The organism is Cardiobacterium valvarum (assembly GCF_900460955.1).
In the GTDB taxonomy this organism is placed as follows: Bacteria; Pseudomonadota; Gammaproteobacteria; order Cardiobacteriales; family Cardiobacteriaceae; genus Cardiobacterium; species Cardiobacterium valvarum.
Map to the genome: position 1 here is coordinate 1,092,842 of NZ_UFUW01000001.1, position 25,123 is coordinate 1,117,964.

General features: G+C 57.0%; 29 protein-coding genes and 1 pseudogene. 15 read left to right on the plus strand and 15 right to left on the minus strand.

Annotated elements, in window-relative coordinates; all coding sequences use genetic code 11:
- Positions 1 to 185: 185 nt before the first annotated feature.
- Complete coding sequence (locus tag DY250_RS05275; protein ID WP_245951035.1) at positions 186 to 1,220, plus strand: AraC family transcriptional regulator; 1,035 nt, start codon at positions 186 to 188, stop codon at positions 1,218 to 1,220.
- An 89-nt stretch (positions 1,221 to 1,309) separates the two neighbouring features.
- Here the strand turns inward: DY250_RS05275 and DY250_RS05280 are convergent, their stop codons facing one another.
- The 7 genes from DY250_RS05280 to DY250_RS05310 all read right to left on the minus strand — a co-directional run bounded on the left by DY250_RS05280 (position 1,310) and on the right by DY250_RS05310 (position 5,551).
- Positions 1,310 to 1,846, minus strand: a complete 537-nt coding sequence (locus DY250_RS05280; RefSeq protein ID WP_115611370.1) for a hypothetical protein — start codon at positions 1,844 to 1,846, stop codon at positions 1,310 to 1,312.
- A gap of 91 nt (positions 1,847 to 1,937) precedes the next feature.
- A complete protein-coding gene (locus DY250_RS13645) occupies positions 1,938 to 2,387 on the minus strand; it encodes a hypothetical protein (RefSeq protein WP_147293454.1) in 450 nt (149 codons plus the stop codon).
- Positions 2,371 to 2,622, minus strand: a complete 252-nt coding sequence (locus DY250_RS05290; protein ID WP_115611373.1) for a helix-turn-helix transcriptional regulator — start codon at positions 2,620 to 2,622, stop codon at positions 2,371 to 2,373. Before DY250_RS05290 ends, DY250_RS13645 begins: the two co-directional genes overlap by 17 nt.
- Before the next feature lie 162 nt (positions 2,623 to 2,784).
- Positions 2,785 to 3,144 (minus strand): hypothetical protein, encoded by a 360-nt coding sequence (locus tag DY250_RS05295; RefSeq protein WP_147293455.1) that lies wholly within the window; start codon positions 3,142 to 3,144, stop codon positions 2,785 to 2,787.
- A 233-nt stretch (positions 3,145 to 3,377) separates the two neighbouring features.
- Complete coding sequence (locus tag DY250_RS05300) at positions 3,378 to 4,058, minus strand: ABC transporter permease (RefSeq protein WP_115611377.1); 681 nt, start codon at positions 4,056 to 4,058, stop codon at positions 3,378 to 3,380.
- The gene (locus DY250_RS05305) at positions 4,059 to 4,760 is read right to left on the minus strand and encodes an ABC transporter permease (protein WP_376799546.1); all 702 of its coding nucleotides are present in this window, start codon (positions 4,758 to 4,760) and stop codon (positions 4,059 to 4,061) included.
- 17 nt (positions 4,761 to 4,777) lie between these two features.
- The gene (locus DY250_RS05310; protein ID WP_115611381.1) at positions 4,778 to 5,551 is read right to left on the minus strand and encodes a transporter substrate-binding domain-containing protein; all 774 of its coding nucleotides are present in this window, start codon (positions 5,549 to 5,551) and stop codon (positions 4,778 to 4,780) included.
- 33 nt (positions 5,552 to 5,584) lie between these two features.
- Between DY250_RS05310 and DY250_RS13650 the strand changes: the two genes are divergently transcribed.
- Positions 5,585 to 5,857 carry a hypothetical protein gene (locus DY250_RS13650; RefSeq protein WP_147293456.1) on the plus strand — a complete coding sequence of 91 codons (273 nt, stop codon included), beginning with the start codon at positions 5,585 to 5,587 and terminating at the stop codon, positions 5,855 to 5,857.
- Here DY250_RS13650 and DY250_RS05315 read toward each other — a convergent pair.
- Entirely contained in the window at positions 5,827 to 6,600 is a 774-nt protein-coding gene (locus DY250_RS05315) for an ABC transporter ATP-binding protein (RefSeq protein ID WP_115611382.1), read from the minus strand. The genes DY250_RS13650 and DY250_RS05315 overlap by 31 nt on opposite strands.
- 87 nt (positions 6,601 to 6,687) lie before the next feature.
- On the opposite strand from DY250_RS05315, the gene dapE reads away from it, so the two are divergent.
- Entirely contained in the window at positions 6,688 to 7,836 is a 1,149-nt protein-coding gene (gene dapE / locus DY250_RS05320) for a succinyl-diaminopimelate desuccinylase (protein ID WP_115611384.1), read from the plus strand.
- Positions 7,837 to 8,030: 194 nt separating this feature from the next.
- Here the strand turns inward: dapE and DY250_RS13950 are convergent, their stop codons facing one another.
- From DY250_RS13950 to DY250_RS05335, 3 genes are all read right to left on the minus strand, one after another.
- Positions 8,031 to 8,198, minus strand: a complete 168-nt coding sequence (locus DY250_RS13950) for a hypothetical protein (RefSeq protein ID WP_172542220.1) — start codon at positions 8,196 to 8,198, stop codon at positions 8,031 to 8,033.
- A 16-nt stretch (positions 8,199 to 8,214) separates the two neighbouring features.
- On the minus strand, positions 8,215 to 9,702 hold the full coding sequence (locus tag DY250_RS05325) for a DUF4178 domain-containing protein (RefSeq protein WP_115611385.1): 1,488 nt from the start codon (positions 9,700 to 9,702) through the stop codon (positions 8,215 to 8,217).
- Between the two features lie 757 nt (positions 9,703 to 10,459).
- On the minus strand, positions 10,460 to 10,795 hold the full coding sequence (locus DY250_RS05335) for a helix-turn-helix domain-containing protein (RefSeq protein WP_115611389.1): 336 nt from the start codon (positions 10,793 to 10,795) through the stop codon (positions 10,460 to 10,462).
- 261 nt (positions 10,796 to 11,056) lie between these two features.
- On the opposite strand from DY250_RS05335, the gene DY250_RS05340 reads away from it, so the two are divergent.
- The 3 genes and pseudogenes from DY250_RS05340 to DY250_RS15060 form a co-directional block, all read left to right on the plus strand.
- Positions 11,057 to 11,416, plus strand: coding sequence for a hypothetical protein (locus DY250_RS05340; RefSeq protein WP_115611390.1), 360 nt, complete (start codon positions 11,057 to 11,059; stop codon positions 11,414 to 11,416).
- A gap of 29 nt (positions 11,417 to 11,445) precedes the next feature.
- Positions 11,446 to 12,159 (plus strand): hypothetical protein, encoded by a 714-nt coding sequence (locus DY250_RS05345; RefSeq protein ID WP_115611391.1) that lies wholly within the window; start codon positions 11,446 to 11,448, stop codon positions 12,157 to 12,159.
- A 102-nt stretch (positions 12,160 to 12,261) separates the two neighbouring features.
- A pseudogene (locus DY250_RS15060) lies at positions 12,262 to 13,129 on the plus strand (IS256 family transposase, variant Zn-binding type); the annotation flags it as partial.
- Positions 13,130 to 13,326: 197 nt separating this feature from the next.
- Here the strand turns inward: DY250_RS15060 and epmA are convergent.
- The 3 genes from epmA to DY250_RS05370 are packed head-to-tail and all read right to left on the minus strand — an operon-like array spanning position 13,327 to position 17,010.
- Entirely contained in the window at positions 13,327 to 14,256 is a 930-nt protein-coding gene (epmA, locus tag DY250_RS05360; RefSeq protein WP_115611392.1) for an EF-P lysine aminoacylase EpmA, read from the minus strand.
- Positions 14,257 to 14,271: 15 nt separating this feature from the next.
- Positions 14,272 to 15,246 (minus strand): DMT family transporter, encoded by a 975-nt coding sequence (locus DY250_RS05365; protein ID WP_245951038.1) that lies wholly within the window; start codon positions 15,244 to 15,246, stop codon positions 14,272 to 14,274.
- 3 nt (positions 15,247 to 15,249) lie between these two features.
- Positions 15,250 to 17,010 (minus strand): potassium/proton antiporter, encoded by a 1,761-nt coding sequence (locus tag DY250_RS05370; protein WP_115611393.1) that lies wholly within the window; start codon positions 17,008 to 17,010, stop codon positions 15,250 to 15,252.
- 196 nt (positions 17,011 to 17,206) lie between these two features.
- Here DY250_RS05370 and DY250_RS05375 point away from each other — a divergent pair, with 196 nt between their 5' ends.
- The 4 genes from DY250_RS05375 to DY250_RS05390 all read left to right on the plus strand — a co-directional run bounded on the left by DY250_RS05375 (position 17,207) and on the right by DY250_RS05390 (position 19,997).
- Positions 17,207 to 17,548, plus strand: coding sequence for a cupin domain-containing protein (locus DY250_RS05375; protein ID WP_115611394.1), 342 nt, complete (start codon positions 17,207 to 17,209; stop codon positions 17,546 to 17,548).
- A 100-nt stretch (positions 17,549 to 17,648) separates the two neighbouring features.
- Positions 17,649 to 18,008 (plus strand): hypothetical protein, encoded by a 360-nt coding sequence (locus DY250_RS05380; RefSeq protein ID WP_115611395.1) that lies wholly within the window; start codon positions 17,649 to 17,651, stop codon positions 18,006 to 18,008.
- A gap of 240 nt (positions 18,009 to 18,248) precedes the next feature.
- Positions 18,249 to 19,088: an NAD-dependent epimerase/dehydratase family protein gene (locus DY250_RS05385; RefSeq protein ID WP_115611396.1), complete on the plus strand. Its 840-nt coding sequence runs from the start codon at positions 18,249 to 18,251 to the stop codon at positions 19,086 to 19,088.
- A gap of 9 nt (positions 19,089 to 19,097) precedes the next feature.
- Positions 19,098 to 19,997 (plus strand): TIGR01459 family HAD-type hydrolase, encoded by a 900-nt coding sequence (locus tag DY250_RS05390; RefSeq protein WP_115611397.1) that lies wholly within the window; start codon positions 19,098 to 19,100, stop codon positions 19,995 to 19,997.
- A gap of 229 nt (positions 19,998 to 20,226) precedes the next feature.
- On the opposite strand, the gene DY250_RS05395 is transcribed toward DY250_RS05390, so the two are convergent.
- Positions 20,227 to 21,240 carry a hypothetical protein gene (locus DY250_RS05395; RefSeq protein ID WP_245951041.1) on the minus strand — a complete coding sequence of 338 codons (1,014 nt, stop codon included), beginning with the start codon at positions 21,238 to 21,240 and terminating at the stop codon, positions 20,227 to 20,229.
- 179 nt (positions 21,241 to 21,419) lie between these two features.
- Between DY250_RS05395 and DY250_RS05400 the strand changes: the two genes are divergently transcribed.
- The 5 genes from DY250_RS05400 to purD all read left to right on the plus strand — a co-directional run bounded on the left by DY250_RS05400 (position 21,420) and on the right by purD (position 25,030).
- On the plus strand, positions 21,420 to 21,926 hold the full coding sequence (locus DY250_RS05400; RefSeq protein ID WP_115611399.1) for a DUF6630 family protein: 507 nt from the start codon (positions 21,420 to 21,422) through the stop codon (positions 21,924 to 21,926).
- Positions 21,916 to 22,479, plus strand: coding sequence for a hypothetical protein (locus DY250_RS05405; RefSeq protein ID WP_115611400.1), 564 nt, complete (start codon positions 21,916 to 21,918; stop codon positions 22,477 to 22,479). The genes DY250_RS05400 and DY250_RS05405 overlap by 11 nt, the downstream gene beginning before the upstream one ends.
- Complete coding sequence (locus tag DY250_RS05410; protein ID WP_115611401.1) at positions 22,476 to 23,087, plus strand: YcxB family protein; 612 nt, start codon at positions 22,476 to 22,478, stop codon at positions 23,085 to 23,087. Before DY250_RS05405 ends, DY250_RS05410 begins: the two co-directional genes overlap by 4 nt.
- Positions 23,084 to 23,647 (plus strand): phosphoribosylglycinamide formyltransferase, encoded by a 564-nt coding sequence (gene purN / locus DY250_RS05415; protein WP_115611402.1) that lies wholly within the window; start codon positions 23,084 to 23,086, stop codon positions 23,645 to 23,647. The genes DY250_RS05410 and purN overlap by 4 nt, the downstream gene beginning before the upstream one ends.
- A gap of 129 nt (positions 23,648 to 23,776) precedes the next feature.
- Positions 23,777 to 25,030 (plus strand): phosphoribosylamine--glycine ligase, encoded by a 1,254-nt coding sequence (gene purD / locus DY250_RS05420; protein WP_115611403.1) that lies wholly within the window; start codon positions 23,777 to 23,779, stop codon positions 25,028 to 25,030.
- Positions 25,031 to 25,123 lie beyond the last annotated feature (93 nt).

A 25,123-nucleotide genomic window follows, 5' to 3' on the forward strand; every position in this document is an offset into this window, starting at 1 on the left:
TGAAGTTTTCCAGTCAAGACGCGGCGGACTTTACAACGATTAGGCAGGATTAAGGCAAGCGCCGCACAAAATTTTGTCGTTCGTACCGGCTTGCCTTTCCCCGAAAAAGAAAGAAAATGACGAAGGTTGAGAAAATTCACTCAAACTATTTGTTTTTCATCGTTTGTTTCAACACGAGGTCAACAATGAGAACCAACGAGCGTATCACCGGCCCCAGCATCCTCTCCAGCTGGATCCGCTCCATCTGCCAGACTGTGCGCGGCTATGGCATCGACCCGCTCCCGCTGATGGAGCGCGCCGGGCTGGATGGCAGACTGCTCAATATCCCCGATGCCCGCTATGCAGTGAGCGGCGTGCGTCGTTTGTGGCGGCTGATTATCACGACGACGGGCGATCCCCTGGTCGGCCTGCGCGTTGGGCGGGAAATCCAGGTTTCCACCCTGCACGGCCTCGGCCTCGCCATGGTTTCCAGCAGTTCGCTATCCATGCTGCTCAGTCTGTTTGTCCGCTACGGCAAAGTCATCTCCACCACCATGCAGCTCGATCTCACCCACGATCGCGACGGTACTACCCTGACCGTCAAGACCAACGACGGCAGCGAGCCGATGTGTGCTGCCCGCCTTGCTTCGCTGGCTTTCATCTTCCGTCAGGCATGCAGCTTGGCGCAGCACGAAATCAGGCCGCGCTACGTTACCCTCACCCTGCCTTGCGACGGCGACATCCAGCAGCGGCTCGATGATTACTTCCACATTCCCGTCAACCTCGGCGCGGAAGAGGACGCCATCAGCTTCCGCTACGCCGACACCATCGAGCCTTACGCCGGCGGCAATGCGCAACTGGTCGCCGTCAACGAAGCCGTCATCAACGAATACCTGCAACAGCTCGCCAAAAATGATTTCACTACCCGCGTCCTGGCGCAAATCCACCGCCTGCTGCCGCAAGGCGAACCGAAACTGACCGATATCGCCGCCCACATCAACCTCACCCCGCGCACCCTGCAACGCCGCCTGGAAGAAGAAGGGCATACCTTTAATGCCCTGCTTGACCGGGAGCGGAAAAACATCGCCCACGACCTGTTGGCGCACAGCGAACACAGCATCACCGAAATCAGCTTCCTGCTCGGTTTCTCCGACCCCAGCAACTTCAGCCGTGCCAGCAAACGCTGGTTTTCCTGCGCACCCATCCAGCACCGCCAGCGCAGCTTGGGTATTGCCACTTAGCGGAATCAAAAGGCCCTGTCCGGCGTGCGACCAGTATTTACGCCGCTTGGCGCACCCCAAACCAAATGGAGCAAGGCAAGCGGTGATTTTTATCCTGCCGGAGCTTCATCCTTTTCCGCCTGTTTTCTTTCCAGAATCTGCATCAGCAGCTTTTTCTTTCTGCGGTGAAGATACATTCCCATGAGACCGCCAACGATAATGTTTTTCCTCAGGATATCGGGCAAAGTTTTTTTGTCTCTCAAGAAAAAATCAAAAAGGTCAAAGACAGTTATACTGGCAATAAGCAGCAAGGTATAACCTGCGGAATAAAAAGCCAGTCTGGATAAATAATATTCAACTCTTTCCTCGGTGTCGCTGCGCATGATCAATTCCTGATAAGTGGTGCTGCCCGTTACATAAAGATGAATAAAGGCAAAGAGGCTGACAAATATTGCCATATGAAGACTGGGCGAATTATTTTGGATTTTGTCGTGTATATATCCAATAATGATCACGGCAAATAAAAAGTAATACACACAAGCCAGACAACGTGCCATTTCTGTATTGATGGCATGTTCCTGTCGCTCATCAGGATATTGACGACTATCAACAATACTGCGCCAAAGATATTGCGGGAGCGAAGACATCAGGCCTCCTTGTCGGTTTCAGATTTGGCGGTTGCCGCCTGTTTATCGGCGAGGATTTTTAGAGCTTCTTTTTTGCTGCGGCGATAGTAGATTAGACCCAAAAATAGCCCGTAGCTATATAAAAAGAGAATCGTACTGGGTAGCGGATATATGGCAAATGCCAGGCTGTTGAAACAGAGCGCGGATATGATGACGACAGAAAAGACACCCAGTAATACGGCCCATTTTTGATGGTATGCCAAGTGTTGCGCCAGGTTTTGCGAGTGATGTCTGGCTTTTGCTTTTGTAATTCTCGGCTGGCGCTGTTGGTAAAGATAAAAACCGAAATAAAGATAAGGTTCAAGAATAAAATGGCTGCCATCCCGCTCATAAACACGCCTTCTAGGCGCTCATGCGCGGTTTTCAGGATGAACAGCGCAAAATTGAGCCAATAGATATAAATCAAGCATCGTGCCAGTTCGGCATTGATGATGCCTTCCTGTCGTTCATCAGGCTCACTTTTAAAGAAATCACGGTACAGGGCTTTATGTAGTGGGCTCATCGGTATCTCTCCCGTGGTTCTCTTCCCAGAAAAGGGTGTTCAAGTCACTGTCCAGCGCGCGGGCGATGCGGATGGCAAGCGCCAGCGTTGGGTTGTAGTCCTGGTTTTCCAGCAGGTTGATGGTCTGGCGCGAGACGTTGACGGCTTGCGCCAATGCCTGTTGCGAGAGTCCTTTTTCTTGCCGGTAGATTTTTACGCGGTTCACAGTGTCTCTTTTGTCGTGTATAGCCGACATGTTAAGGATTTTTACGCAAAGGTGTCAACTATAAGCGACATTTTTGCCGCGAGTGCACCTGATGAAAGGCATACAGAAACACCGCTTGCAAGAGAGCTTTGCAAGCGGCGTTAGCAAGGAAGCGATGGGATTAGCGGGCGGTCGTTTGTAGCTGGCGGGACGTTATGGCTGATGGTAGTAGCGGTAGCTGCCGTGGGTGTAGGTAGCGAGCAGGTAGCAGCGGCGATCGAGATGGTCGTAGCGGATGAAGGCAGTGAAGGGGCTGCCGCCGGTGTGCGCGAGCAGGGCGGCGGTTTCATCGCCGGGGTGGATGATGGGCAGGTGGCCGGTATCGTCACCGAGGGCGTAGTCGTCGCCCAAGCGGTAGAGGCGGATGTTGTCAAGGCGGCCGGGAGTCATGCTGCGGAAGGGGTTGCCGCGTTGTGCCGCTTGCAGACAGGCGTTGTTGGCGGCGAGTGCTTGCAGGATGTTGTGGACGGAACCGGAGGCAGCCATGCCGCTGCTTTGGAGAGCCGCAATCATGCCGTTAGCGAGGAAATCGACCGATGCGGGGACGACTGCGATGAGGATTTTGCTGCCGGGCGGTACGCTTCGGGCGATGCTGGTGGCGACGGTATCGGGGATACTCCGTCGCCCGTGGCACAGGCGACGAGCAGGCAGGTGGTGAGGGTTGTGGGCAGGATATGGCGCATGTGTTTTCCTGGTTGTTTGGGTAAAAACCGCGTAGTTATCCCGCTTGGCGTGTATCTGCGCGGCTAGGCGGAGGCACTTAACCGTTTTTCGATGAGGCGGAAGCTGCCGACGATGCACAGGGTGATGGCGAGGTAGATGCCGGCGGCGATGAGGAAGGGTTGGAAGGGTTCGTAGGTTTTGGTGAAAAGGGTGTTGGCGACGCCGGTGATGTCGAGCAGGGTCGCGGTGCTGGCAATCGCCGAGCCGTGCAACATGAAGATGATTTCGTTGCCGTAGGCCGGCAGGGCGCGGCGCAGCGCCCCCGGCAGGATGATGCGAGTGCGGATTTGGTTGCGGCTCATGCCAAGGGATCTGGCAGCTTCGATTTCGCCGCGCGGGGTGGTCTCAATCGCGCCGCGCACGATTTCGGCGGTGTAGGCGGCGGTGTTCAATATGAAAGAGAGCATGACCCACGGCCAGGCCTGACGCATGAGCGGCCACAGGGCAAGTTCGCGTACGCCAGGGATGCGGCCGATGACGAGCCCGATGCCGTAGTAGAAGACGTAGAGCTGGACGAGCATCGGGGTGCCGCGAAAGATGTAGCTGAAGATGTGGACGGGCAGCTTCCAGATAATGGAGCAGCGCGCGGCGAGCAGGACACCGCAGGGGATGGCGATGGTGAGGCCGATGGCAAGGGAGCAGGCGACCAGCCACAGGGTTTGCCACAGGCCCCCGAGCCACATGAGGAGTTGGGTGTTGTCCATTTATTGTCCTTGTACTTCAAAGCCCACGGAGTAGCGCCGCCGCAGCCACCAGAGGATGGCAATGGAGAGGGTGGTAAGGAGGAGGAAGTAACCCGCCATGGCGCCGTAGAACCAGAAGCCGGCGTAGAGGTCTTTTTTTTGGGCGGTGCGTGCGGCGGCGTTGGCGATACGTACGATGTCTTGCAGGCCGATGATGGAGACGAGGGCGGTGTTTTTCATCAGCACCAGCCAGTTGTTGCCGAGCGACGGCAGGGCGTAGCGCAGCATTTGCGGCCAGGAGACGCGCCAGAAGATGGTGCGGCGCGGGAAACCGTAGGCGCGCGCGGCTTCGATCTGTCCTTTGGGGACGGCGAGGAAGCCGCCCCGGAAGGATTCGGCCATGTAGGCCCCCATGACGAAGCCGATGACGAAGATGCCAGTGTAGAGCGGGTCAATGTCAATGTGCGGCCAGCCGAGACGGGTAGTCAGCGCGTTCAGCAGGTATTGGCCGCCGTAGTAGATGAGGAAGAGCTGGATGAGGTCGGGCACGCCGCGCACGAAGGTGGTGTAGGTGAGGGCTGGCAGGCGCAGCCACGGGTTTTTGTGCATGCTGCCGAGGCAGGCGAGGATGCCGAAGACAAGCGAGACGAGGAGGCCGGAGAGGGCAAGCTCAAGGGTGACAAGCGCACCCTTGAGCAGTTGCCCTTTGTATTCAAGCAGGATGGTGTAGCCGTGCATGGTTATTTTGCCGTGCCGCCGGAGATGTCGTACTTGAAGTATTTGTCGTTGACTTTTTTGTACGCGCCGTTTTCTTTGATGGCTTTGAGCGCGGCATTGAGGTCTTCGCGCAGTTTGTCGTCGCCTTTGCGCACGGCGATGGAGATGCCCGCGCCGAAGTATTTTTCATCGTTCACGTCGGCGCCGGCCTGCTCGAAGTCTTTGCCTTCTTCGCGTTGCAGGAAGCCGTCTTCCATCACGATTTTGTCGGCAAAGAGCAGGTCAACGCGTCCTGCGATGGCATCCTGGTTGGCGTCTTCCTGCGAAGTGTAGCGCTGGATGTTGGCGTCGGGGAATTTGTCGGTGACGTAGGTGTCGAAGATGGAGGCGCGCAGCACACCGATGGTTTTGCCTTTTATACTTTCCGGCGTCGGCTCGATGCTGCTGCCTTTGGCGCGGACAAAGAGGCCAGGGTTCGAGTAATAGGGGTCGGTGAAGGCGACGCTTTCGCGGCGTTCCGGGGTGTCGTTCATGGAGGCGACGATGGCGTCGATTTTGTTGGTTTTCAGCGCCGGAATCAGCCCTTCCCAATCCATTTGTTCGTAGCGGCATTCGCGCTTCATTTCTGCGCAGAGGGCAAGGCCGATGTCAATGTCGAAGCCGGTCATTTTGCCGTCGCTGCCGGTTTCGGAGAATGGCGGGTAGGAGCCGTCGGTGGAAAACACCAGCACGTCGCCGGCAGCAAAAGCCGGGGCGGCGAAGGCTGCCGCAAGGGTGAGGGTCAGGATTTTTTTCATGTTTACACCTTGATGTCTGTTGGATAAAAGGGATTGGCGTTATTTGGCGGTACTGCCGGAGATGCCGTACTTGAAGTATTTGCCCCCGATTTTTTTGTATTCGCCATTTTCTTTGATAGTTTTCAGCGCAGTGTTGAAAGCTCCGCGCAATTGGCTGTCAATTTCGGGAAAAGGTGGGCAGGTGGCGCCGGTAGCGGGGATGAGGGCGTCATCAACGGCGAATGTCCGGGAGGCAAAACCTGCCGCAAGGGCAAGGGCGGGTGTTTTTTCATGATTTATCCTTTGAGGCTGTTGGACAAAAATTGACGGACGCGCTCGGAATCGCTGTGGAAAAACAGCTTTTCCGGCCGTCCCTCTTCTTCGATCTGCCCCTGATGCAGGAACATCACATGGCTTGATACCTCGCGGGCGAAGCCCATTTCGTGGGTGACGACAATCATCGTCCGCCCCTCGGCTGCCAGTTCCTGCATCAAGCGCAGCACATCGCCGACCAGTTCCGGGTCAAGCGCCGAAGTCGGTTCGTCGAACAAAAGCGCATCCGGTTCCATCGCAAGCGCGCGAGCAATCGCCACCCGCTGCTGCTGGCCGCCGGAAAGCCTGTTCGGATAATAATCGCGCCGGTCATAGAGGCCGACCTTGTGCAACAGCGCCGCTGCGCGTTCCGTCGCTTCCGCCTTCGGCACTTTCAAAACGTGCACCGGCGCCTCAATCAGATTCTGCAACACTGTCTTGTGCTGCCACAGGTTGAAATTCTGGAAGACCATCGCCAGCTTCGAGCGTACCCGCTGAATCTGGCGCAGACTGCCCGCCTCGCGCGTCCCCTTCTTCTCCTTAATCTGCACGACTTCACCGGCAACGCGCACCTCGCCGCGATCCGGCATTTCGAGAAAATTAAGGCAGCGCAGGAATGTGCTCTTGCCCGAACCGGACGAACCGAGAATGGACACCACATCACCGCGCTGCGCGGTCAGGGAGATCCCCTTGAGCACCTCGACATCGCCGAAGGACTTGTGAATATCAACAGCTTGCAAAGCGGGAATCGCGCTCACCAGGGCCTCCAAAAGTAAAGAAAGGGGCCGATTCTACACCAACCGCCCCGCTTGTCTATACAATGCCTTTCTTTCGGAAACAAGCCCATGAACCCTACACTCGACCTCCTGCAAGACCTCATCCGCCGCCCTTCCATCACGCCCGATGACGCCGGTTGCCAGCAACTCATTAGTGAACGCCTGCAAGCGGCTGGCTTTACCGTGCGCCACCTCCGCCTCGGCGACACTGACAACCTTTGGGCGACACACGGTAGCGGTACACCGCTCGTCGCTTTCGCCGGACATACCGACGTTGTTCCGCCTGGCGACGAGGCGCTATGGCAATCACCGCCATTTGCGCCCACCATTCGCGACGGCAACCTCTACGGACGTGGTGCCGCCGATATGAAAGCAGGCGTGGCGGCGATGACCGTCGCCCTTGAACGTCTCGCTGCCACAGCGCACCACGGCACCCTCGCCCTGCTGCTCACCAGCGACGAAGAAGGCGACGGCGCCCACGGCACCCAAGCAGTACTGCAACAACTGCGCGAAGAAGGCACCCATATTGACTACGCCATCGTCGGCGAGCCCTCCTGCCGCGTCCAGCTTGGCGACCAGGCGCGGCACGGACGGCGCGGCTCGCTGCACCTGCACCTCACCATTCATGGCAAACAGGGTCATGTTGCCTATCCGGACAACGCGCGCAACCCCATCCATGCGCTTGCCGCCGTCATCCATCGCCTCAGCACCACCGTTTGGGACAGCGGCAACACCCACTTCCCGCCAACCTCCTTCCAGGTCAGCAACATCATGGGCGGCAACGGTGCGGAAAACGTCGTCCCCGCCAGTGCCACCTGCAAAATGAACTGGCGCTACAACAACCGGCACCACAGCGGCCACCTGCAACAAAAAACCATTGCCCTCATCGAACCCCTCATGGAAGAGCGCGAAACCCGCGCCGAATACCAATGGAAACTTGCCGGCGAGCCGTTTCTCACTGAAAACGCCGCCCTGATGCAGGCGCTACGTAGTGCAGTGGCTTGCCACTGCGGCACCGGTCTTGATTACGACACCGGCGGCGGCACCTCGGACGCCCGCTTCCTCGCCAAAAGTGGCACGGCAACCATCGAATTTGGCCCCGTCGGCAGCAGCCTGCACCAGATTGACGAACACGTCCGCGTCGCCGACCTCGCCCCACTTGCCGCCATCTATGAAGACACCGTGCGCGAACTGTGGCAGCGGCTGAAACGGCAATAGCAAAACCGCCTCCCTCTTCCCTGCTTGACGAGCCCAATAATTACGCCGCTTGGCGCGCTTCCGTTAGCGCGATGACGCTACGCAAAAAGAAAAACGTAGAGACGTCGTAGGCAACGTCTCTACGAAATCCAGTAACTACGCCGCTTGGCGGCATCTTGCTATAAGCAAGGGTTGCGCCATCCGAAGCGCGGCAGCTATTTGTGCCAGCTGCTGCCACCGCCACTACCCCAGTTGGTACTGCTGCCGGAATAGCTGCGACTGCCGCTGTTGCTGTCAGATATGAAGCCGCTCATGCTGTAATTGATGGCGGTGCTGATGCCAAGACCAATAAGAACGAGGATGTAGTAGGTGTTGCGGTTCATGGATTTGTCTGTGGGTTCAGTCGTCGTCTTCTTCGTCTTCGTCTTCGCCGCCGCTCTTTTTGCCAATACGGTAGAGGGCGTTGATGATGAAGCCGCTCATCACGATGGAAGCGGCGAGGGTGTCGCCGCTCATGCCCAGCCAGGCGGGGATGTTGATGATGAAGTAGGTGATGACGAGGATGATGAAGCCGCTTTGGAGGTTGTTGTTGCCCGTGCCGTTATCTGCGAGTTCCCGCCCGAACCAGGTCTCAATTTGGGCGCGGCTGGTTGGCACGCTGCGGCTCCAGTTAAGCTCGTGCGCGTTTTGTTCAGCGCTCAGTTTCTCCCGTTTACCGGCGTCATAATCATGGTGCGCGAGTTCGTCGCCTTTCTTGATGTGCCAGTAAAAAGCCCCGGCAGCATGGCGAACACGGCTGCGGTAATCATAAAGTTTCTCCATGCCGCGTGGCGCACCATTGCCCTTCAATGCCGGCCAGTCATTCAAAGTATGGCTGACGCTCCATTCACCGTCATCGGTTTCGACCAGCCACAGAAAACCTTGCTGCGGATGATAGAGCAAATATTCCGTCCAGCCGCTGTCTTCGCCGATTTCTTCCTTATAAACCAAGCCGATGAGCGTGTATTTGTTGCCATCAATATTGGCTTCGGCACCAAGCGGCAAAGAATGGCGCTCGGCAATCTTTTGCTGCCGCTCGCTGGTGGTACGGGCGCTGGCAATGAGGCTGTTGCTCTCCAGATCGCTGCCGCAACTGGGGCAGATAATGGTTGGGGTGAGGCCGCGCAGCCAGTCCACCGGAGCGCCGCAGTGCGGACAATTACCGCTGGCGCGGCTGCCTTTGAGGGCACCGGCGGTGTCGAGAATCTGCGCGTCGCTGCGGGTATTGGCGAGAGCAAGGTTGGCGAGGACAACCCCACGTCCGATAAAAATTTCGGGCGGATCTTCACCGTAATCCAGAGTCAGGAAGTGGCTTTCGCAGCGGTAATCGGCAACGCGATTGTGGCGCGTGCCGCTGAAAGGGTAGGGCAGTTCGCCTTCGGCGCTGGCGCGTTCAAGCGTGATGTCGCGTACGTCGGCGGCCAGATAAACATTGCCGTCCACAGTGAGACGGCTTTCGCCGGCGCGAATGTCAGTGAAGCGGGGCAGGGTGGCATTGCTGGTGGCGGGGCGGGTGAGGACGTACTGATCGCCACTTTCGGATAACCAGCCGCTGCTGCCGTCATTGTAGAAGAGATACCATTCATTCCAGACGCCGGCATCGTAGCGGGCTTGCAGGCGACCGACGATGGTAAAGGCTTGCCCTTGATCGTGCCCGGTGGTGCCGATTTGCAGCGGGCTGTAATCCTCGAAAGGCGCGCTGTCTTCACCGCTGTCGCTGACGCTCGCGCCATCGCGGATGAGCAGGCTGCGGCAGTAGGGACAAACGAGAGTTTTGGCGCTGGCGCTGTGGCTGTGCACGGGGCCGCCGCAGCTGGGGCAGGTGGTGTGGAAGATGCCTTGGGTCATGGCTAACTCGTACCGGGCGGTGATTCTTTGAGTGGATGGCAGATAAGCGGCAAATTGCCTGTTTTTGTGGAGTATAGTACGGAAAATTAACATCGGAACAAACCATATCGCCGTGCTTCTCTGGCAGATGACAGTGTTTCCCGCTGATTGATTGGCTCGCACACGGATACGGCCACATTTCATGCTATTCGAGCCGGAAAATCATGAGGATTGCCCGCTGTTTGCAACACCCCAATGGTGATAATGCGCGCCTTATATGTGGGGCCTTTGTACACGATAGAAAGCTGCCAAGCGGCGTCGTTACTGGGCCCGTCAAGCGACGTGCTTGCTGGGGCCGCCAAGCGACGTCATTGCTGGGCTCGCCAAGCGACGTCATTGCTGGGCTCGCCAAGCGGTGTGATTGCTGGATCCGTCAAGCGGCGTCGTGTTACTGGGCCCGTCAAGCGACGTGATTGCTGGGCTCGCCAAGCGGCGTGATTGCTGGGCTCGCCAAGCGGCGTCGTTACTGGGTCCGCCAAGCGGTGTGATTGCTGGGCTCGCCAAGCGGCGTGATTGCTGGGCTCGCCAAGCGGCGTCGTTACTGGGTCCGCCAAGCGGCGTAATTGTTGGGTAAACCAAGCTGGGAGAGCATTTTTGTCATGTACGAAGATTTGGGGCAATACCATCCAAGCGCATGCGCGGCAAAGCCTGTTCATCACTCCCATCATCTTTCCATGACAGAGCTACCGATAGCATGGCCGCTGTGGCGCGCGACTTGTCATTTTTCCTTTTGCAGCACGGCGACCAGGGCGCGCAAGGCGATGAGTTCGTTTTCTTTTTGTTTTAGCAATTCGTCTTTATGGGCAATGATAAGTTGCAGCTTTTCATTCTCGGCTGCGATAGTTTCTGCGCCCTGATAGTAATTTCCATAGTGTGTGCCACTATTATTTTCAGAGAATAAACAGATTAATCCTTTTTCGCTGATATTAATGAGTTCGACAAGATCCATATCAAATGCCTGGGTGATTTGCGTCAAACGATCTAGATTCAGCTTGCTTTCGCCCCGCTCAATTTTGGCATAACCGTTTTTTGACATATGAATACGCTCCGCCATCTCTTCTTGTGACTAGCCTTTCATTTCGCGCAGAAGGCGAGTTTTATCGCTCAGCATCGTGATACCTCCATTGGTTCAGGAATAGTATTGCTGTTTTCAGCCTATCAAAATGGGTAAAAAGCCTACTGTAGGTTGGTTGTTTACCCATTTAGGTCGTATTATAATATGAAAAATTCATTATGGGGAAACAAATGCCATCGCCTTCACGAGAAGGCTTGAGTTAGCAATTTGTTTATTTTTCTTTTGGAAAATGGTGATTATATGTCCGGAAAATGGAAAGATAAAATTGAGAACATCGATAAAGAGAAACTCAAACAGGAAATTCGGGATAAGGCTGAAGCCTTGCAGAAAAGAGCCCAACATTTATTGAAGGAAGGGGTAATTTCTGATGAGCAGTTTGCAGTGCTGCAACAGAAAGCAAAACATATTCTGCGGGAAGGCTTGATTTCTGACGAGCAGTTTGCCTCTATGCGCGAAAAAAACAAACACCTGCTGCAAAATGGTTTCGCCAATAGAGAGCCGGATCAGGATGATGAAAACGCTCCAGATTTAGCTTTATCAGAAACTTTTCTTTTAAACGTCTGCTGTGGAAATTCGCTTTCTCTTTTTTCGCCTTTATAGCCGTTGTTGCTATTTATAAACAAACAGAGATGGATGCGATGGCGTTATCGCGAATTGACCCCGTGCCCCATGCACAGGAACTGGTTGCAGAGAAAAGATTTGCAGAAGCGGAAGATTATCTCGGCTATTTTATGGAATTCGATTATGTGAAAGATAACCCACAGGCTGTTGAGTTATATGCTCAGATTGAAAGCACCCGTAGTAGTTGGTCGTATAATCTGAAGAAGATAGGTGAAGGTCTTATCAAGGGGAAAAGCGATGAAACAATCGGGAATGTAACGGGAGCGGTGTCTGATTTCCTGGTTATTGGCGACATCAGAGATCTGAGCATTGAAGGAGTGAAATATGTAAAGGGCGAAGAAGTTGATGAGGTTTTGGTGGCTTTATCAACAATTGGCGTTGTTGCGACGGGAACGCAGGTTGCCAGTGCCGCGGGTGCAGCCGTAACAGGGGGCGCTGCAGCACCAACAGTGAGCGCATCAACAACAGCAAAGACTTCGATTGTGATGCTGAAGACAGCAAGGAAATTGGGGAAATTACCAAAATGGTTGCTGAAAGGCATCAAGGAAGCAGCTGTAGCTGTTAAGGAAAGCAAGAGTATTGCAAAATTGACGGATCTTTTTGATGATGTTTATAAGTTGGCAAAAACCAAAGGCGGTTTGGAAATTCTGAGCAAGACAACGGATGCAGCTTCTTTAAAGAGAATGGCGAATTTTGGGCGTAATGGACAAATTTCATGCTAAGAATCGCCGTAGCCCTTACGCTGCAAGGCTTTACGCGAGGTCAAAACCTTTGAACACAAAAAATGCTTTTTCTGCGGCTCAAAACAGGTCAAGAAAAACGGGCATCGTGACAACGGGAAACAGCAATACCATTGCGGCTCCTGCAAGCGCCAATTCATAGGGGGCCAACGCCTTAATCCCAACACCCTTTGGCGGCGCTACAGCGAAGGCAAGCAAAGCGCCGCACAACTTGCCGCGCAGTACGGATGCAGCATCAAAACGATCCGTCGCCACCTCATCAAAGCCGCTACACAGGCCGAATGCGCGCTGCCACAGGCACCCGTGAACCTCATCATGGACACCACCTATTTCGGCCGAAAATGGGGCGTCATGGTCCTCTACGACGCTTGCAGCAAGCGCGCCTTGATGGTCGTGGCAGTTGAGCGGGAAACCAACGCGCTCTACACGCAGGCGGTCGCGGCGTTGCGAGAAAAAGGCATTGAGATACAAAGCATTATCTGCGATGGCAAAAGCGGCTTGCTGGATTCGTTCCTGGGTATACCCGTAGATGTGCCAATTTCACCAAATAAAAATCATCGTGCGCCACCTGAGCAGAAAGCCTAAAAGCCGGGCGGCACAGGCGCTGCGGGCCCTGTCATTGACCCTGACGGAGACCACTCAGGCGGCGTTTGAAGCGGCGCTCAAGCGCTGGTACGAGCAGTACGCCGCCTTCCTGAACGAACGCAGCGTGAACGAGAAAACAGGCCGCTCACACTACACACATAAGCGCCTGCGCACCGCCTACAACAGCCTGAAACGGCATCTGCCATGGTTGTTTACCTGCGAGCGTTTTCCCGACCTGGGTATCCCGAATACGACCAATTTGCTGGAAGGGAAATTCAGCGAAATGAAGCAGCTTTTGCAGTGTCATCGGGGCTTGAAAAAAGAGAGTAAGTTGCGGTTTATAAAAGATTATTTCAGCAAAAAATAGAGGGAAGAGCATGAAATTTGTCCATTAGAGCGCAACGTCTCAAAAAAAGCATGAAATTTGTCCATTACGCCGAAAATCCGGCATTTATGTCGCTTGGCCACGTTGCAGGCAACATATCAAAAATGAAAAGCGCAGCGACAAAACTCAGTAATTACGCCGCTTAGCGGGATTTTGTTTGTCATGTGTGAAGGACTATTTCACAGCCGTGACGGCGGAACGACATCCTCTATATGCGTTGCGTCGCTTGCCAGCATCAGCAAGCGATCCACACCAAGGGCGACACCGGCGCAGTCCGGCAGACCGTGGGCGAGAGCGGCGAGGAAGTCTTCATCGAGCGGGATAGGCGGCAGTCCCGCTTGTACACGGGTGCGGTTGTCGGCGAGGAAGCGGGCGCGCTGTTCGGTGGCGTCCGTCAGTTCCCAGAAGCCGTTGCACAGTTCCATACCGTCGATGTAGAGCTCGAAGCGGGCAGCGACGGCCTCGCCGTCAGCGTTCTCGCTGATACGCGCCAGCGCCGCCTGCGAGAGTGGGTAGTCGCAGATGTATTCCAGTGCGCCGCGCCCCAGTTGCGGCTCAATGTAATGGCTGTACAGCAGATCCAGCATGGCGTCACGGTTGAGCTGCCAGGTAGCGCTTTCCGGAATGTGCGCGGTGGTCAGGCGGCGAATGGCGGCGTCCTCGGCGCGGTGAATGTCGATGGCGAAGCGGTCGCGGAAAAGGGCAGCGTAGGGCGTGTGGCGTACTGGCCAAGCGCGGCAGGCGGGAAGCAGGGTGCGGACGAGGTCGGTCACTTCGTCCATCAGGCGTAGGTGGTCGTAGCCGCAGCGGTACCATTCGAGTAGCATGAATTCGCGCCGGTGCTTGCGTCCCTGTTCTTCGCCGCGAAAGACGTGCGCCAGCTGGTAGAGGTCGCCCGCGCCCGCTGCCAGCAGGATTTTCAGTGCGTATTCGGGCGAGGTTTGCAGATAGCCGCCGTCGGCGGCAAGCGGAACGAGTTGCGGGTCAGTGACGCCGTAGGCGCGCAGTTGTTCGCTATCAACTTCGATGACGTCGCGTGCGGCAAAAAAGGCTCGGATGGTGGCGAGGAAGGCAGCGCGCTGGTGCAGGCGTTGGCGCAGGAGGTTCATGTGAGATTTTCCGGATTATGACGAGGTATCCGCTTGTGAGAGACGGCGCTTTCTCCGCAGGGCACTGCCATGACGTCGGCGACCGAGGTAGGTTAGTACCATGCCGCCGACTGCCAGCACACCGCCGCCGATGAGCGACAGATGCAGGCTTTCACCCAGCCATAAGGCGGCAAAGAGGACGCCGAAGACGGGTTCCAGGGTCAGGTAAGCGGCGGCATTGCCCGCGCCGAGGGCGCGGATGCCGTCGAAATACCAAGCGTAGGCGAGCACGGTTGAGCCGAAGGTCAATGCCAGCAGGGCACCCCAGGTGGCAGGCGTGGCGTGTAGCAAGGTCGCCCAGCCCGCCGTGCCTTCCACGATCAGGCTGACCGGTAGCAGCAGGGCGGCGCCGATCAGCAGCGTCGCTACCGTCGTGCTCAGGGCGTCCATGCCGCCCAGCATCTTGCGTCCGATCAGGGTGTAGCCTGTCCACAGGAAGATACTGGCGAAGATCAGCCATTCACCGAGGCCGATGTGTCCGCGTAACAATGTCAGTGGGTTGCCGTGGGCGATGACGATGGCCGAACCGACGACCGCGAGCAGAATCCCCGTTACGATCAGCGTGTTCAGCTTCTCGCGGAAGAGCCAGGCGGCAAGCAACAGGGTCAGCACCGGACTGAGTGCGAACAAGACTGCTGCCCGTCCCGCATCGATATGGCGCAGCGCGATCATGAAGCACATGGTGTAGAGAACGATGCCGCTGATGGCAGCGAGCGTTAGCCCCGCCCATTGCCGTGCGGTGATGGTCAGCAGCAGGCGGGTGCGGCGCAGGCGGTGCAGCCAGACAAGCAGGGCAAAAGAAGCGAGAAAGAAGCGCAGGGTAGCGGCGGTGATCGGCGGCACTGTGGCGACCACGGTCTTTGCCCAGGAATACGATGCGCCCCAAAACATCACCATGCCCAGCAGGCGCAGGTGCACGCTCCAATGTGTGGTGGTTGAATGATTGTTCATGTTTTATTCCGCTGCAACGATGGTGATGGTGGGTTTGGGCGGCGGCCTTTTCACCGCCAGCCATTTCATATAGCCGCGTTCGTCCAGTTCCTTGACGGTGATTTCGCAGCCGTTCAGGTCAAGGCGGTCGCCCGCGACCGGCACATCGCCGAAGCGTTCGCGGAAGAGCTCCCCGAGGGTGCGGCCATCGTTGCCTTCGCCGATGTTAATACCCTGCGCCGCTGCCAGTTCGCCCATGCGCACATAGGGTTTGACTTCGATTTCCCCGTAAAATGCCTGTTCGTCCGCGCTTTGCTGGTGTCCGGCGAACTGTTCGGCAAATTCGTTGCCCCGGTCTTCAGGGAAGACATACCAGGCGATGTCGCCCTTTTTCATCTGTGTATTCATGCCGACTTTCATGATGGCGCCGTCGCGCAGCAGGGCGAAGAGGCGGGCGTTGGCGAATGGTTTGAGGCGGGTGAGTGCGTAGGGGTGGCTGCGCTCGGCCTTCGAGTGCTCGGCGACTTTGAAGGATTGCAGTTGCATGGTGAGTTTGTCGGTCAGCCAGATTTCCTTGCTGTCCAGCGGTTCGGGATGCGGCGGCAGCACGACTTTGAGTTTGCGCGCCATGTAGCCGATGGTCGTGCCCTGGATGAGCAGCGAGAGAATGACTACGGCGCAGATGATGTCGAAGATGAAGCGCGCTTCCGGCACGCCCGCCATGAGCGGCATCATTGCCAGGGTAATCGGCACTGCGCCGCGCAGTCCGACCCAGCTGATGTAGGCCATTTCACGTCTGCTGTATGAGGGGAACCAGCAGAGGCCGGTGGCGACCGCAAAGGGGCGGGCGATGAGGATGAGGAATCCGGCGATGATGAGTGCGGCGAAGCTTTTTTCCAGCAGGCGGCTGGGGGTAACAAGCAGCCCCAGCACGAGGAACATGGTGGCCTGCGCCAGCCAGGCGAAGCCGTCCATGACGTTGAAGATGTGCTCATTGGCGGGGTTGCGCGAGTTGCCGATGAGGATACCCGCGATATAGACGGCGAGGAAGCCGCTGCCGCCAAAGAGGTTGGTGAAAGCAAAGAGCATCATCCCGCCGGAGGCGACGAGCAGGGCGTAGAGCCCTTCGGCAAGCGGGATGCGGTGCAGCAGCCAGGCAAGGCCGCGTCCTGCCAGCCAGCCGAAGAGCAGGCCGAGACCCAGTTGCTGGAACAGGATCGTCAGGAATGACCACACCCCTGCCGCTTGTGTCGTATCAAACAGGGTAATCATGGCGGTAACGAGGAATATTGCCGTCGGGTCGTTCGCGCCGCTTTCCAGTTCCAGCGTGGAAATGACCCGCGAATTGAGGCGCACGCCGCTGCTGCGCAAGAGCGAGAATACTGCTGCCGCGTCCGTCGAGCCGACGATTGCCGCCATCAGGAAGCCCATTTGCCAGCTCACTTTGAGGAAGAAGGTGATGAAAAGGCCCAGCGCCAGCACCGTGCCGATAACGCCCCAGCTTGCCAGCACCGCCGCCGGTTTGAGCGAGATACGGAAACTGGCAATGCTGGTACGCAGGCCGCCGTCAAGCAGGATGATGGCGAGTGCGAGCTGGCCGATGAGGTTGGCCACAAGGAAGTTGTTGAACTGTATCCCGCCGATGCCCTGTTCCCCCGCGAGCATACCGACGCCGAGGAACACCAGGAGCAACGGCATCCCCAAATGCGCTGAGAGACGAGTCGCGATAACGCTGATGAAGAACAAAAAGGCAAAAATCAGGAATAACAGGTTCATGCTTTCCATAAGCGGCCATCCTCTCTAGGCTACGGAAAAAACGGGAAAACGGGCGGCTATTGTAAAAGGAAACCCGCCCGCCTGCGGCGGGAAAAGCGCCTGTCCCGACGGTAAAAACGGGGCAGGCAGGCGCGTACTGCAATCGCATTAAGCGGGGCGTATGATGACGGTGTAGCAATATGCGCTACTGCAACGGAGGACAACCATGAGCGACATACTCAAGAACATCAGCAAGGCCGAAGTACTGACCCTCGCCTCACTTGTTGATTACAGCGAAGGGCAAGTGGTCAGCAAAACCCTGGTGCAAAACAAGGGCGTCGGCCTGACCTTGTTCGCCTTTGCCAAAGGCGAAGGCATCAGCACGCACGAATCCAAAGGCGATGCCCTCGTTACCGTTCTTGACGGCGAAGGCGAATTCACCATCGACGGCATGCCCTACCTGCTGCACAGCGGTGAATCCATCGTGATGCCCGCCAACCATCCCCACGCCGTCTATGGCAAAGAAAACTTCAAAATGCTGCTGAGTGTCATCTTCCCGGAAAGCTGACAGCCATGTATGCGCGAATAAAAAGAAGGATAGGCAACTATCCTTTTTTTTATTTATCAAAGGCAGATGATGACACCTACCGCTTACAGAAGATAACGTAATGAATACTTATATGCTCAATGAATCCATATTTCAGTATCCGGCATCATTCAAGAAGATTGTGAAGCTGAATCTGGTGGATTTTGATGTGTGGTATCTCATGGATGCCGAACACGCCAAACTTCGTTATGACGGCTTGCAAAAACGCTATCCCGACAGGAAATTAATTCCTTTTGCCCGCAGGGGAGATTGCGACGATATTGCCTGTTTTGAAATTGGCAAAGGCAGCAAGGTGCAACTTATCCACGATTTTGCCAGCCCCGGCTGGGAACAGCGCAAGGAATTTAATGATTTTTGGGAATGGGTTGTTTATGCCATAAATGAGATGATCGAATATAACCGGGAAGACGGTATAGAATGAAATCGTCATTATTGAATGGCTTTCTGCAAAAAAGCGGATGGTAATTAAAGGAAGGAACGTCAACACACCCAAATCATTTTCCGGGATTGGGAAAAATCACGCCTTTGCCGTTAACGGCACTTTCTCCACCTCCCACACGTCATCCCCGAATTTGCCCAGGCACCAGTCCAGCATGGCGTTGCTGGTCGCATCCGCGCGTGGTTTGTTTTACCCTTGCCGCTTTCTTGATACAGGGGTTTTATGAAAATTCTGCTTTTTGGCGCAAGCGGTTTTATCGGCAGCCGCATCGCTGCGGTGCTGCGCGCCCGTGGGCATACGCTCACCACGCCTGGTCATCGTGAGGCCGATTTTTTTGCGCTTGACCCTGTCCGCGTCCGTCCGCTGTTTACCGGGCAGGATGTGGTGGTGAACGCAGTCGGCATCATGCACCGCCGCGCAGATGTGCTGGAAACGGTGCATCATCACGCGCCCGCGCAACTCGCCGCTTGGGCGGTGGAAGCGGGCGTACCGCGCTGGGTGCAGCTCTCCGCGCTCGGCGCCGATGCCGCCCATCCGGTCGCTTTTGTGGGCAGCAAGGGACGCGGGGATGCGGCAGTCGTGGCAAGCGGTATGCAGGTTGCTATCGCCCGTCCGTCGCTGGTGTACGGGCGTGGCGGGCACAGCACGGAATTGTTCTTGAAGCTCACCCGTCTGCCTGTCCTCGCCCTGCCTGCCGGTGGCCGTTTTGCCCTGCAACCGGTGCATGTGCAGGATGTGGCCGACGGCATGGCTGCGCTGGTCGCAGATGCGCCCGCGCACGGTACGGTCATGAATATGTGCGGTGCGGAAGTGCTATCGCTTGCCGCCTATCTCGGTGTGCTGCGGCAGACGATACACCGGCGCCGTCCGCCGCGCATTCTGCCTATCCCGCTGACGCTGCTGCGCCCCTTCCTGCCGCTGACCAATCTGCTCAGTAACGGCGTGCTCAGTGCCGGCAATATCCGTCTGTTGCAGGAAGGCTCAACCGCCGATAATCATGCCTTGGCCGCCTTGCTGCAACGCGCGCCGCTTGCCCCCACCGCTTTTGCCGCCCAACCTTAAGGAATCCCCATGCCCGCTCTTAATGCTTACCGCCAACTTGAAGATATCCGCTACCGCCTGCCGACTTACCACCCGCACGACCGCGCACCGCAGCACGCCGATAACGTTCTCGCCATCGCCGATGAGTTTGATGTGTTCTGGTTTGATGCCTTTGGCGTGCTCAACGTCGGTCCTGTCGCCATCGACGGCGCGGTGCAGGCCGTCGCTGCCTTGCGCGCCCAGGGCAAACGTGTCTTTGTCCTCTCCAATGCCGCCAGCGTCGGCAAACCGCATATGGTCGAGCGCTTCGCGGGCCTCGGTTACGACTTCAGCGCCGAAGAAATTGTCACCAGCCGTGACGCCGTGCTGGCCATGCTCGCCGATTATCCGCGCGACATGACCTGGGGGCTGATCGGCCTCGCCGACCGCCAGCAAGACCTCGATGCCCTCGGCCTGCGTGTCATTCACCAGAGCGACGCCTATTTTCATGAATGCGTTGACGGCTACCTCTTCCTCGCCACCGCTGACTGGGACGCCGCCCGCCAGCAGGCACTGGTTGCCGCGCTGGATGCCCGTCCGCGCCCCATCATCCTCGGCAACCCCGACCTTATCGCGCCGATGCCGGATCACATCAGTTATGAGCCGGGCAGCTATATCCTCACCCTGCCGGATGCGCTCTTTGCCAATGTGCGCGTCTGCGGCAAGCCCTATCCCGCCATCTATGACATCGCCGTGCGCCGCCTTGATCACTACGAATCGACGCGGACGCTGATGTGCGGCGACACCCTGCACACCGACATCCTCGGTGGCAACGCCTATGGTGTGCGCACTGCGCTCTTCACCGCACACGGCTTCTATCGCGGCCTGGATTATGCGCACTACATTAAGGACAGCGGGATTTCCCCCGATTACATCCTGCCACAGCTGTAAAACTGGTGATTCCGGCTTGCCATAAACCCAGCAACTACGCCGCTTGGCGACTTTATCCTCCCATCCCCCTTTCCGTCGCTGCGCGCCCTCTTCCTCCGTGAACGGGGGAAGGGATATTGTGCTAACGCGCAAAACCAGTATTGATGCCGCTTGGCGGGTCGTCTGGCCCTAACATCCGGAAATAAAAAAGGATGCCGCAGCATCCTTTTTTATCGTCAAACCTGAGTGCTTAGCGCGGTTTGCAGCCGAAGCCAATCGGCGAACCGTTGTGGTCAAACGATAGCACTTCGGCTCGGGCGAGGTTGTTGCCCTGGGTTTTGACCAAGTGCAGCATACCTTCGTCCGAGCTGAAAATCAGGTTCTTGCCGCTGCTGGCCGAGGTGTCAAGCGGCAGGCTGGAATCTCCAGAATCGCTGTGGACGACGGCGGTCGGGCTTGGCGTGTTGATGTCCAGGTATTCGACGTTGAATTTGGCACCGTTTTCACACTGATAGTTGCGCGATTTGCCTTTGCCTTTTGCCGGGGTACGGGCAGCTTTGCGCGGCGCCGGTGCGGCTTCCGGTTCGGCATCCATTTCCGGGGCCGACATGGCAGCAGCCGGGGCGGCACGCATTGGCACGCTGCGTTTTACCGGCATCGGATCGTTACCGCCCATGCCCATGTCGCCGCCGACCGGCATTGCTATGCCGTCTGCCGCGCCATCAAGGTAAACGGTGACGTTATAAGGGCGTGCGGTCTTGCTGTGTGCGGCATTTTTGTGGTTCTGCACGATGCGCACTTCGTATTCGCCGCTGTAGGGCAGGGTGTGTACCGAGCCGAAGCGCATCCCCATCTGCGGATTGAAGAGGGCGAACTCCATCGCAAAGTTTTTGCTGTTCGGCACCATGCGGATGGATTGCCCGGCGCTGCCACTGAAGCTGTATGCGGCTATGCCGAGACCGCGGATGCTGCCGGAGATGTGCGCCTGACCGCCGCTGAAATTGAGCGGGCGGACGCCAATGCGGTCACGCGCGGCAGCGGCATTCGGCGGCATGAGCGGCGTGCCGGGTGGGATGGCTTTCAGCAGGTGTCGGTTGCGGATGGCAGGGATTTTCTGGCCACCAACAGTGTAGGTTTCATTGTAGTTCGTGACCTGGCTCGTTTTTGCCGAACGGTTCGCCTTGGCTTTGCTTTTTTGGCGCGGGGCAGCGTCAACTGTGGTCGCAAGGGCAACAGCGAGTAATAGGACGAGGGTTTTTTTCATTGTGTAAACACTCCTGTGCGGATTAAGAAGAGATTGCAGTAATGTAACATATTTGCCATTTTGCGATAGGAAAAATGACATTCTTTCCATATTTCTTTTTTAGCTTTGTGTAATCAACGGGTTGCGATGGAAAAATAAGTGTCGTTTATGATACGCGCCGTTTTCAGGGGGAAGAATTTATGTCGGAACGGGAACATCACGCTGCTGCCTTGCGGCAGTTGCTGCAATTGATTGATGCTGAGCCAGACCGCTTTGTGGACGCTGAGGAAACGCTGGATGATGCGCTGCTGGAAGCGCGCAATCACGATTTGCCACCGTTTTGGGCGACGTACCATTTGTTGCAGCATGAGGCGGTGTTTGCCGCTGAATGGGCGGATATATTTGATTTGGTGGATGATTTGCGCGCAGTTGCGGCGAACTGGCAGGCGGATGTGTTTTTCGGCGTGCAGGAAACGGATGACGAGCCGTTGATTTATGAGACTGACCCGCGCCTGCTGCTTGCTCATGCCGCGCAAGAATTGCAGGGTTACGGCCTGACGTTGTGGCGCTGGCGGGCGGACAATCCGGATTTGTGTGTCGGCTTCATCAGTCGTGAGGAAGACGAGGCGGCGGTGCAGCGCTGTGCGGCGGTGCTGGATGCGGTCATTGTCGCCGTGCGCGATGAAGAGGTGGCGGATGAATGGTGAGTCTTTGTCGGTGACGGTTGTGCTGACGGCCACAGAACAGCGCACGGCCTCGCGTGTATTGCAGCGCTTTTTGTCCAAGCCGGTATTGCGGCGTGTGCGTTGGGTGGATGCACTTTGTATGCTGATTTTTATTGTCTGCACTTATATTGCCGTTAATCGTTTTTCTTTCTTGAAAGATGGGGCGCTACTTGCTGACGCAGATGGTATCCGCGCGCTATGGTTCATTATTCAGGCAGTTATTTTTGCGGCAATGGCGCTGTCAATTTCTATTTTTTATGAAATCCGCATTAAACGGCATGCCGCCTTCCGTCCATTGCCCCAGCGGCAATTTGTTTACACGGTAGCGCCGCAAGGATTTTATAGTGAGGAGCTGGATAAAAACCGTATGCTTTATTTTTGGCCAACCATTGAGCGGGTAATATGTGAACAGGAGCCGTGGTTTGTATTTATTGATCAGGCCGCGGCCTTTGTGATTCCGCAACGTGTATTTGCCGATAAGGAAACGGAAAACCGCTATTTTCAGTTATTGCAATACTACAAGGATCTTTCATGACAAACGCCATGCAAATTACTTTCGCGGCAACGGAGCGCGAGAAACGGCAGGCGGGGCGACGGCTTTGCCGCTATCGTGAGCCTGCCTTGCGGCGGAGACAGTGGCTTGGTATGGCGGCATTCACGCTGATGATATTCGCCCTTTTCTATTGGTATGGACAGGCGATGGCTAATGTCGGCAGTACGTTATACGGGAATTGCCATCTATTTGGCGATGAAGCAGGTTTGGATATTTGTCTTGCGGTCGCCGATGATGCTTATCAAGCCTTGCGGCATTTGCTCTATTTGCTGGGCGCTTTGCTCCTTGCCGTGATATTTTTTCAGCGCTGGCAATATGGCAATTTTATTCGCAGTATGTTTTATCCATTGGATGGGCGGCAATTCACCATTACCCTGTCCCCGGAAGGTCTGACGCATGAAGAAGCGGGACGCGCCAGACATTTTTATTCTTGGCCTATGGTTTACCGCATCATTGAAGACAAGGATTTTCTGCTTTTTTATGTGGATCGCAATATCGCTTATTTCATTCCGCAAGCGGCATTTGCTGCCGCCAATAGGGATAGCCATGCCTTTTTTCTACAAGCCCGGCAATTCAAGGAGAACGCATGAAATCCTTTACCGTCCTGATTTCCGGCGGCGGCAGCAACCTCAAAGCCCTGCTGGATGCCTGCGCATGCGGCGAGATTCCCGCGCGCGTCAACACCGTCATCGCCGATCGCGAGTGCAGCGGCAGGCAGCACGCCGAAGCCGCTGCCGTGCCGTTTGTCCTCGTTGACCGCAAACGTGCGGATTTTGCCGCTGCGCTGGCTGCCGCCATGCCTGCCGCCACGGATCTGGTGGTGCTTGCCGGCTTCCTCAGCATCCTGCCGCCCGCGCTGGTCGCGCATTTTCCGCAGCGCATCATCAACCTGCATCCGTCGCTGCTGCCGAAATACGGCGGCGCGGGGATGTACGGCCTGCGCGTGCATCAGGCAGTGCTGGACGCGGGCGAGCGGGAAAGCGGCTGCACCGTGCATTATGTGGACAGCGGCATTGACAGCGGCGCGGTCATCGCCCAGGCACGGGTGCCGGTGTTGGCGGATGACATGCCGCACACCCTGCAAGCGCGTATTCAGCCGCAGGAACACCGCTTGCTCACGGAAACCGTCGCCCGCCTGCTGGCGACATAGTCGCCTAAAACAGCCCGTTCGAACCGACTATAATCACGACCTTTCACGGATACGGCAAACACGCGCCAAGCGAGAAAACCACGCGCTTTTACCGCCTCCCACACAACCAAGCCATAGAGGAACACCACCATGCTTAATATCCTGATCATCGGCGCAGGCGGGCGCGAACACGCGCTGGCCTGGAAATTCGCGCAAGACGCCCGCGTCCGGCAGATTTACGTCGCTCCCGGCAACGCCGGCACCGCCAATATGCAGCGGGTGCGCAATATCCCGCTCACGCGCGTCAGCGACCTCCTGACCTTTGCCAAACAGAACGACATCGGCCTCACCTTCGTCGGCGCAGAAGCGCTTTTGGTTGAAGGCATCGTTGATACCTTCCAGGCCCAAGGGCTCACCATCTTCGGCCCCGACCAGCAGGCGGCGCAACTCGAAGGCAGCAAGCGCTTCGCCAAAGACTTCATGCACAAATACGGCGTGAAAACCGCCGCTTATGCCGCCTTCCACGAACTGGATGCGGCACTTGCCCACCTGCACGACTGCCCCTACCCGACCGTGGTCAAAGCCAGCGGCCTCGCCGCCGGTAAAGGCGTCGTCATCTGCCAGAATCAGGCCGAGGCCGAAGCCGCCGTGCGCGCCATGATGGAAAAACGCCGCTTCGGTGAGGCGGGCGCGGAAATCGTCATCGAAGAATACCTCGACGGCTACGAATGCTCGCTACTCAGCTTCTGCGACAGCCGCAGCATCGTGCCGCTGGTCAGCGCGCGCGACCACAAAACCATCGGCGAAAACAATACCGGCGAAAACACCGGCGGCATGGGCGTCATCGCGCCGCATCCCCGCTTCGGCGCCGCCGAAATGGACGCCTTCCGCCGCGACATCCTCGAACCCACCCTGCGCGGCATCCAGGCGGAAGGCATGAACTTCGCCGGCGTCATCTTCTTCGGCCTGATGGTGACGGTGCGCGGCGTGTACCTGCTCGAATACAACATGCGCTTCGGCGACCCCGAAACCCAGGCCGTGCTGCCACTACTCGACAGCGAACTGCTTGACGCCGTGCAGGCCGCGCTGGAACGTCGCCTTGACGCCAACGTCTTCCGCTGGAAAGACGCGCATGCCTGCTGCGTTGTCGCCGCCTCGAAAGGTTACCCCGGCGACTACCGCACCGGCCTGCCCATCCACCACCTCGAACAGGCGCGTTTCTACGCGCAAGTCTTCATTGCCGGTGCCAAATACAGCGACGGCCAATATCTGACCAGTGGCGGCCGCGTACTGAACCTCGTCGGCGTCGCCCAAACCGCTGCCGAAGCGCGGCAAAAAGCCTACGATGCCATTGCCCGCGTACAGTTTGACGGCATCACTTGGCGCCGCGACATCGGGGCCTAAAGCGAAAGTGCGTGGCTATGCCACCTGGCGGCCCGGCAACCATCCCGCTTGGCGGGCCCAGTAACTATCCCGCTTGGCGAGTCCAGTAACTAT

Excerpts from the sequence above, each read along its gene's own strand:
- DY250_RS05275 (WP_245951035.1), top strand. The coding sequence starts at position 186 with ATGAGAACCAACGAGCGTATCACCGGCCCCAGCATCCTCTCCAGCTGG.
- DY250_RS05280 (WP_115611370.1), bottom strand. The coding sequence starts at position 1,846 with ATGTCTTCGCTCCCGCAATATCTTTGGCGCAGTATTGTTGATAGTCGT.
- DY250_RS13645 (WP_147293454.1), bottom strand. The coding sequence starts at position 2,387 with ATGAGCCCACTACATAAAGCCCTGTACCGTGATTTCTTTAAAAGTGAG.
- DY250_RS05290 (WP_115611373.1), bottom strand. The coding sequence starts at position 2,622 with ATGTCGGCTATACACGACAAAAGAGACACTGTGAACCGCGTAAAAATC.
- DY250_RS05295 (WP_147293455.1), bottom strand. The coding sequence starts at position 3,144 with ATGATTGCGGCTCTCCAAAGCAGCGGCATGGCTGCCTCCGGTTCCGTC.
- DY250_RS05300 (WP_115611377.1), bottom strand. The coding sequence starts at position 4,058 with ATGGACAACACCCAACTCCTCATGTGGCTCGGGGGCCTGTGGCAAACC.
- DY250_RS05310 (WP_115611381.1), bottom strand. The coding sequence starts at position 5,551 with ATGAAAAAAATCCTGACCCTCACCCTTGCGGCAGCCTTCGCCGCCCCG.
- dapE (WP_115611384.1), top strand. The coding sequence starts at position 6,688 with ATGAACCCTACACTCGACCTCCTGCAAGACCTCATCCGCCGCCCTTCC.
- DY250_RS13950 (WP_172542220.1), bottom strand. The coding sequence starts at position 8,198 with ATGAACCGCAACACCTACTACATCCTCGTTCTTATTGGTCTTGGCATC.
- DY250_RS05325 (WP_115611385.1), bottom strand. The coding sequence starts at position 9,702 with ATGACCCAAGGCATCTTCCACACCACCTGCCCCAGCTGCGGCGGCCCC.
- DY250_RS05335 (WP_115611389.1), bottom strand. The coding sequence starts at position 10,795 with ATGGCGGAGCGTATTCATATGTCAAAAAACGGTTATGCCAAAATTGAG.
- DY250_RS05340 (WP_115611390.1), top strand. The coding sequence starts at position 11,057 with ATGTCCGGAAAATGGAAAGATAAAATTGAGAACATCGATAAAGAGAAA.
- DY250_RS05345 (WP_115611391.1), top strand. The coding sequence starts at position 11,446 with ATGGATGCGATGGCGTTATCGCGAATTGACCCCGTGCCCCATGCACAG.
- epmA (WP_115611392.1), bottom strand. The coding sequence starts at position 14,256 with ATGAACCTCCTGCGCCAACGCCTGCACCAGCGCGCTGCCTTCCTCGCC.
- DY250_RS05365 (WP_245951038.1), bottom strand. The coding sequence starts at position 15,246 with ATGAACAATCATTCAACCACCACACATTGGAGCGTGCACCTGCGCCTG.
- DY250_RS05370 (WP_115611393.1), bottom strand. The coding sequence starts at position 17,010 with ATGGAAAGCATGAACCTGTTATTCCTGATTTTTGCCTTTTTGTTCTTC.
- DY250_RS05375 (WP_115611394.1), top strand. The coding sequence starts at position 17,207 with ATGAGCGACATACTCAAGAACATCAGCAAGGCCGAAGTACTGACCCTC.
- DY250_RS05380 (WP_115611395.1), top strand. The coding sequence starts at position 17,649 with ATGAATACTTATATGCTCAATGAATCCATATTTCAGTATCCGGCATCA.
- DY250_RS05385 (WP_115611396.1), top strand. The coding sequence starts at position 18,249 with ATGAAAATTCTGCTTTTTGGCGCAAGCGGTTTTATCGGCAGCCGCATC.
- DY250_RS05390 (WP_115611397.1), top strand. The coding sequence starts at position 19,098 with ATGCCCGCTCTTAATGCTTACCGCCAACTTGAAGATATCCGCTACCGC.
- DY250_RS05395 (WP_245951041.1), bottom strand. The coding sequence starts at position 21,240 with ATGAAAAAAACCCTCGTCCTATTACTCGCTGTTGCCCTTGCGACCACA.
- DY250_RS05400 (WP_115611399.1), top strand. The coding sequence starts at position 21,420 with ATGTCGGAACGGGAACATCACGCTGCTGCCTTGCGGCAGTTGCTGCAA.
- DY250_RS05405 (WP_115611400.1), top strand. The coding sequence starts at position 21,916 with ATGAATGGTGAGTCTTTGTCGGTGACGGTTGTGCTGACGGCCACAGAA.
- DY250_RS05410 (WP_115611401.1), top strand. The coding sequence starts at position 22,476 with ATGACAAACGCCATGCAAATTACTTTCGCGGCAACGGAGCGCGAGAAA.
- purN (WP_115611402.1), top strand. The coding sequence starts at position 23,084 with ATGAAATCCTTTACCGTCCTGATTTCCGGCGGCGGCAGCAACCTCAAA.
- purD (WP_115611403.1), top strand. The coding sequence starts at position 23,777 with ATGCTTAATATCCTGATCATCGGCGCAGGCGGGCGCGAACACGCGCTG.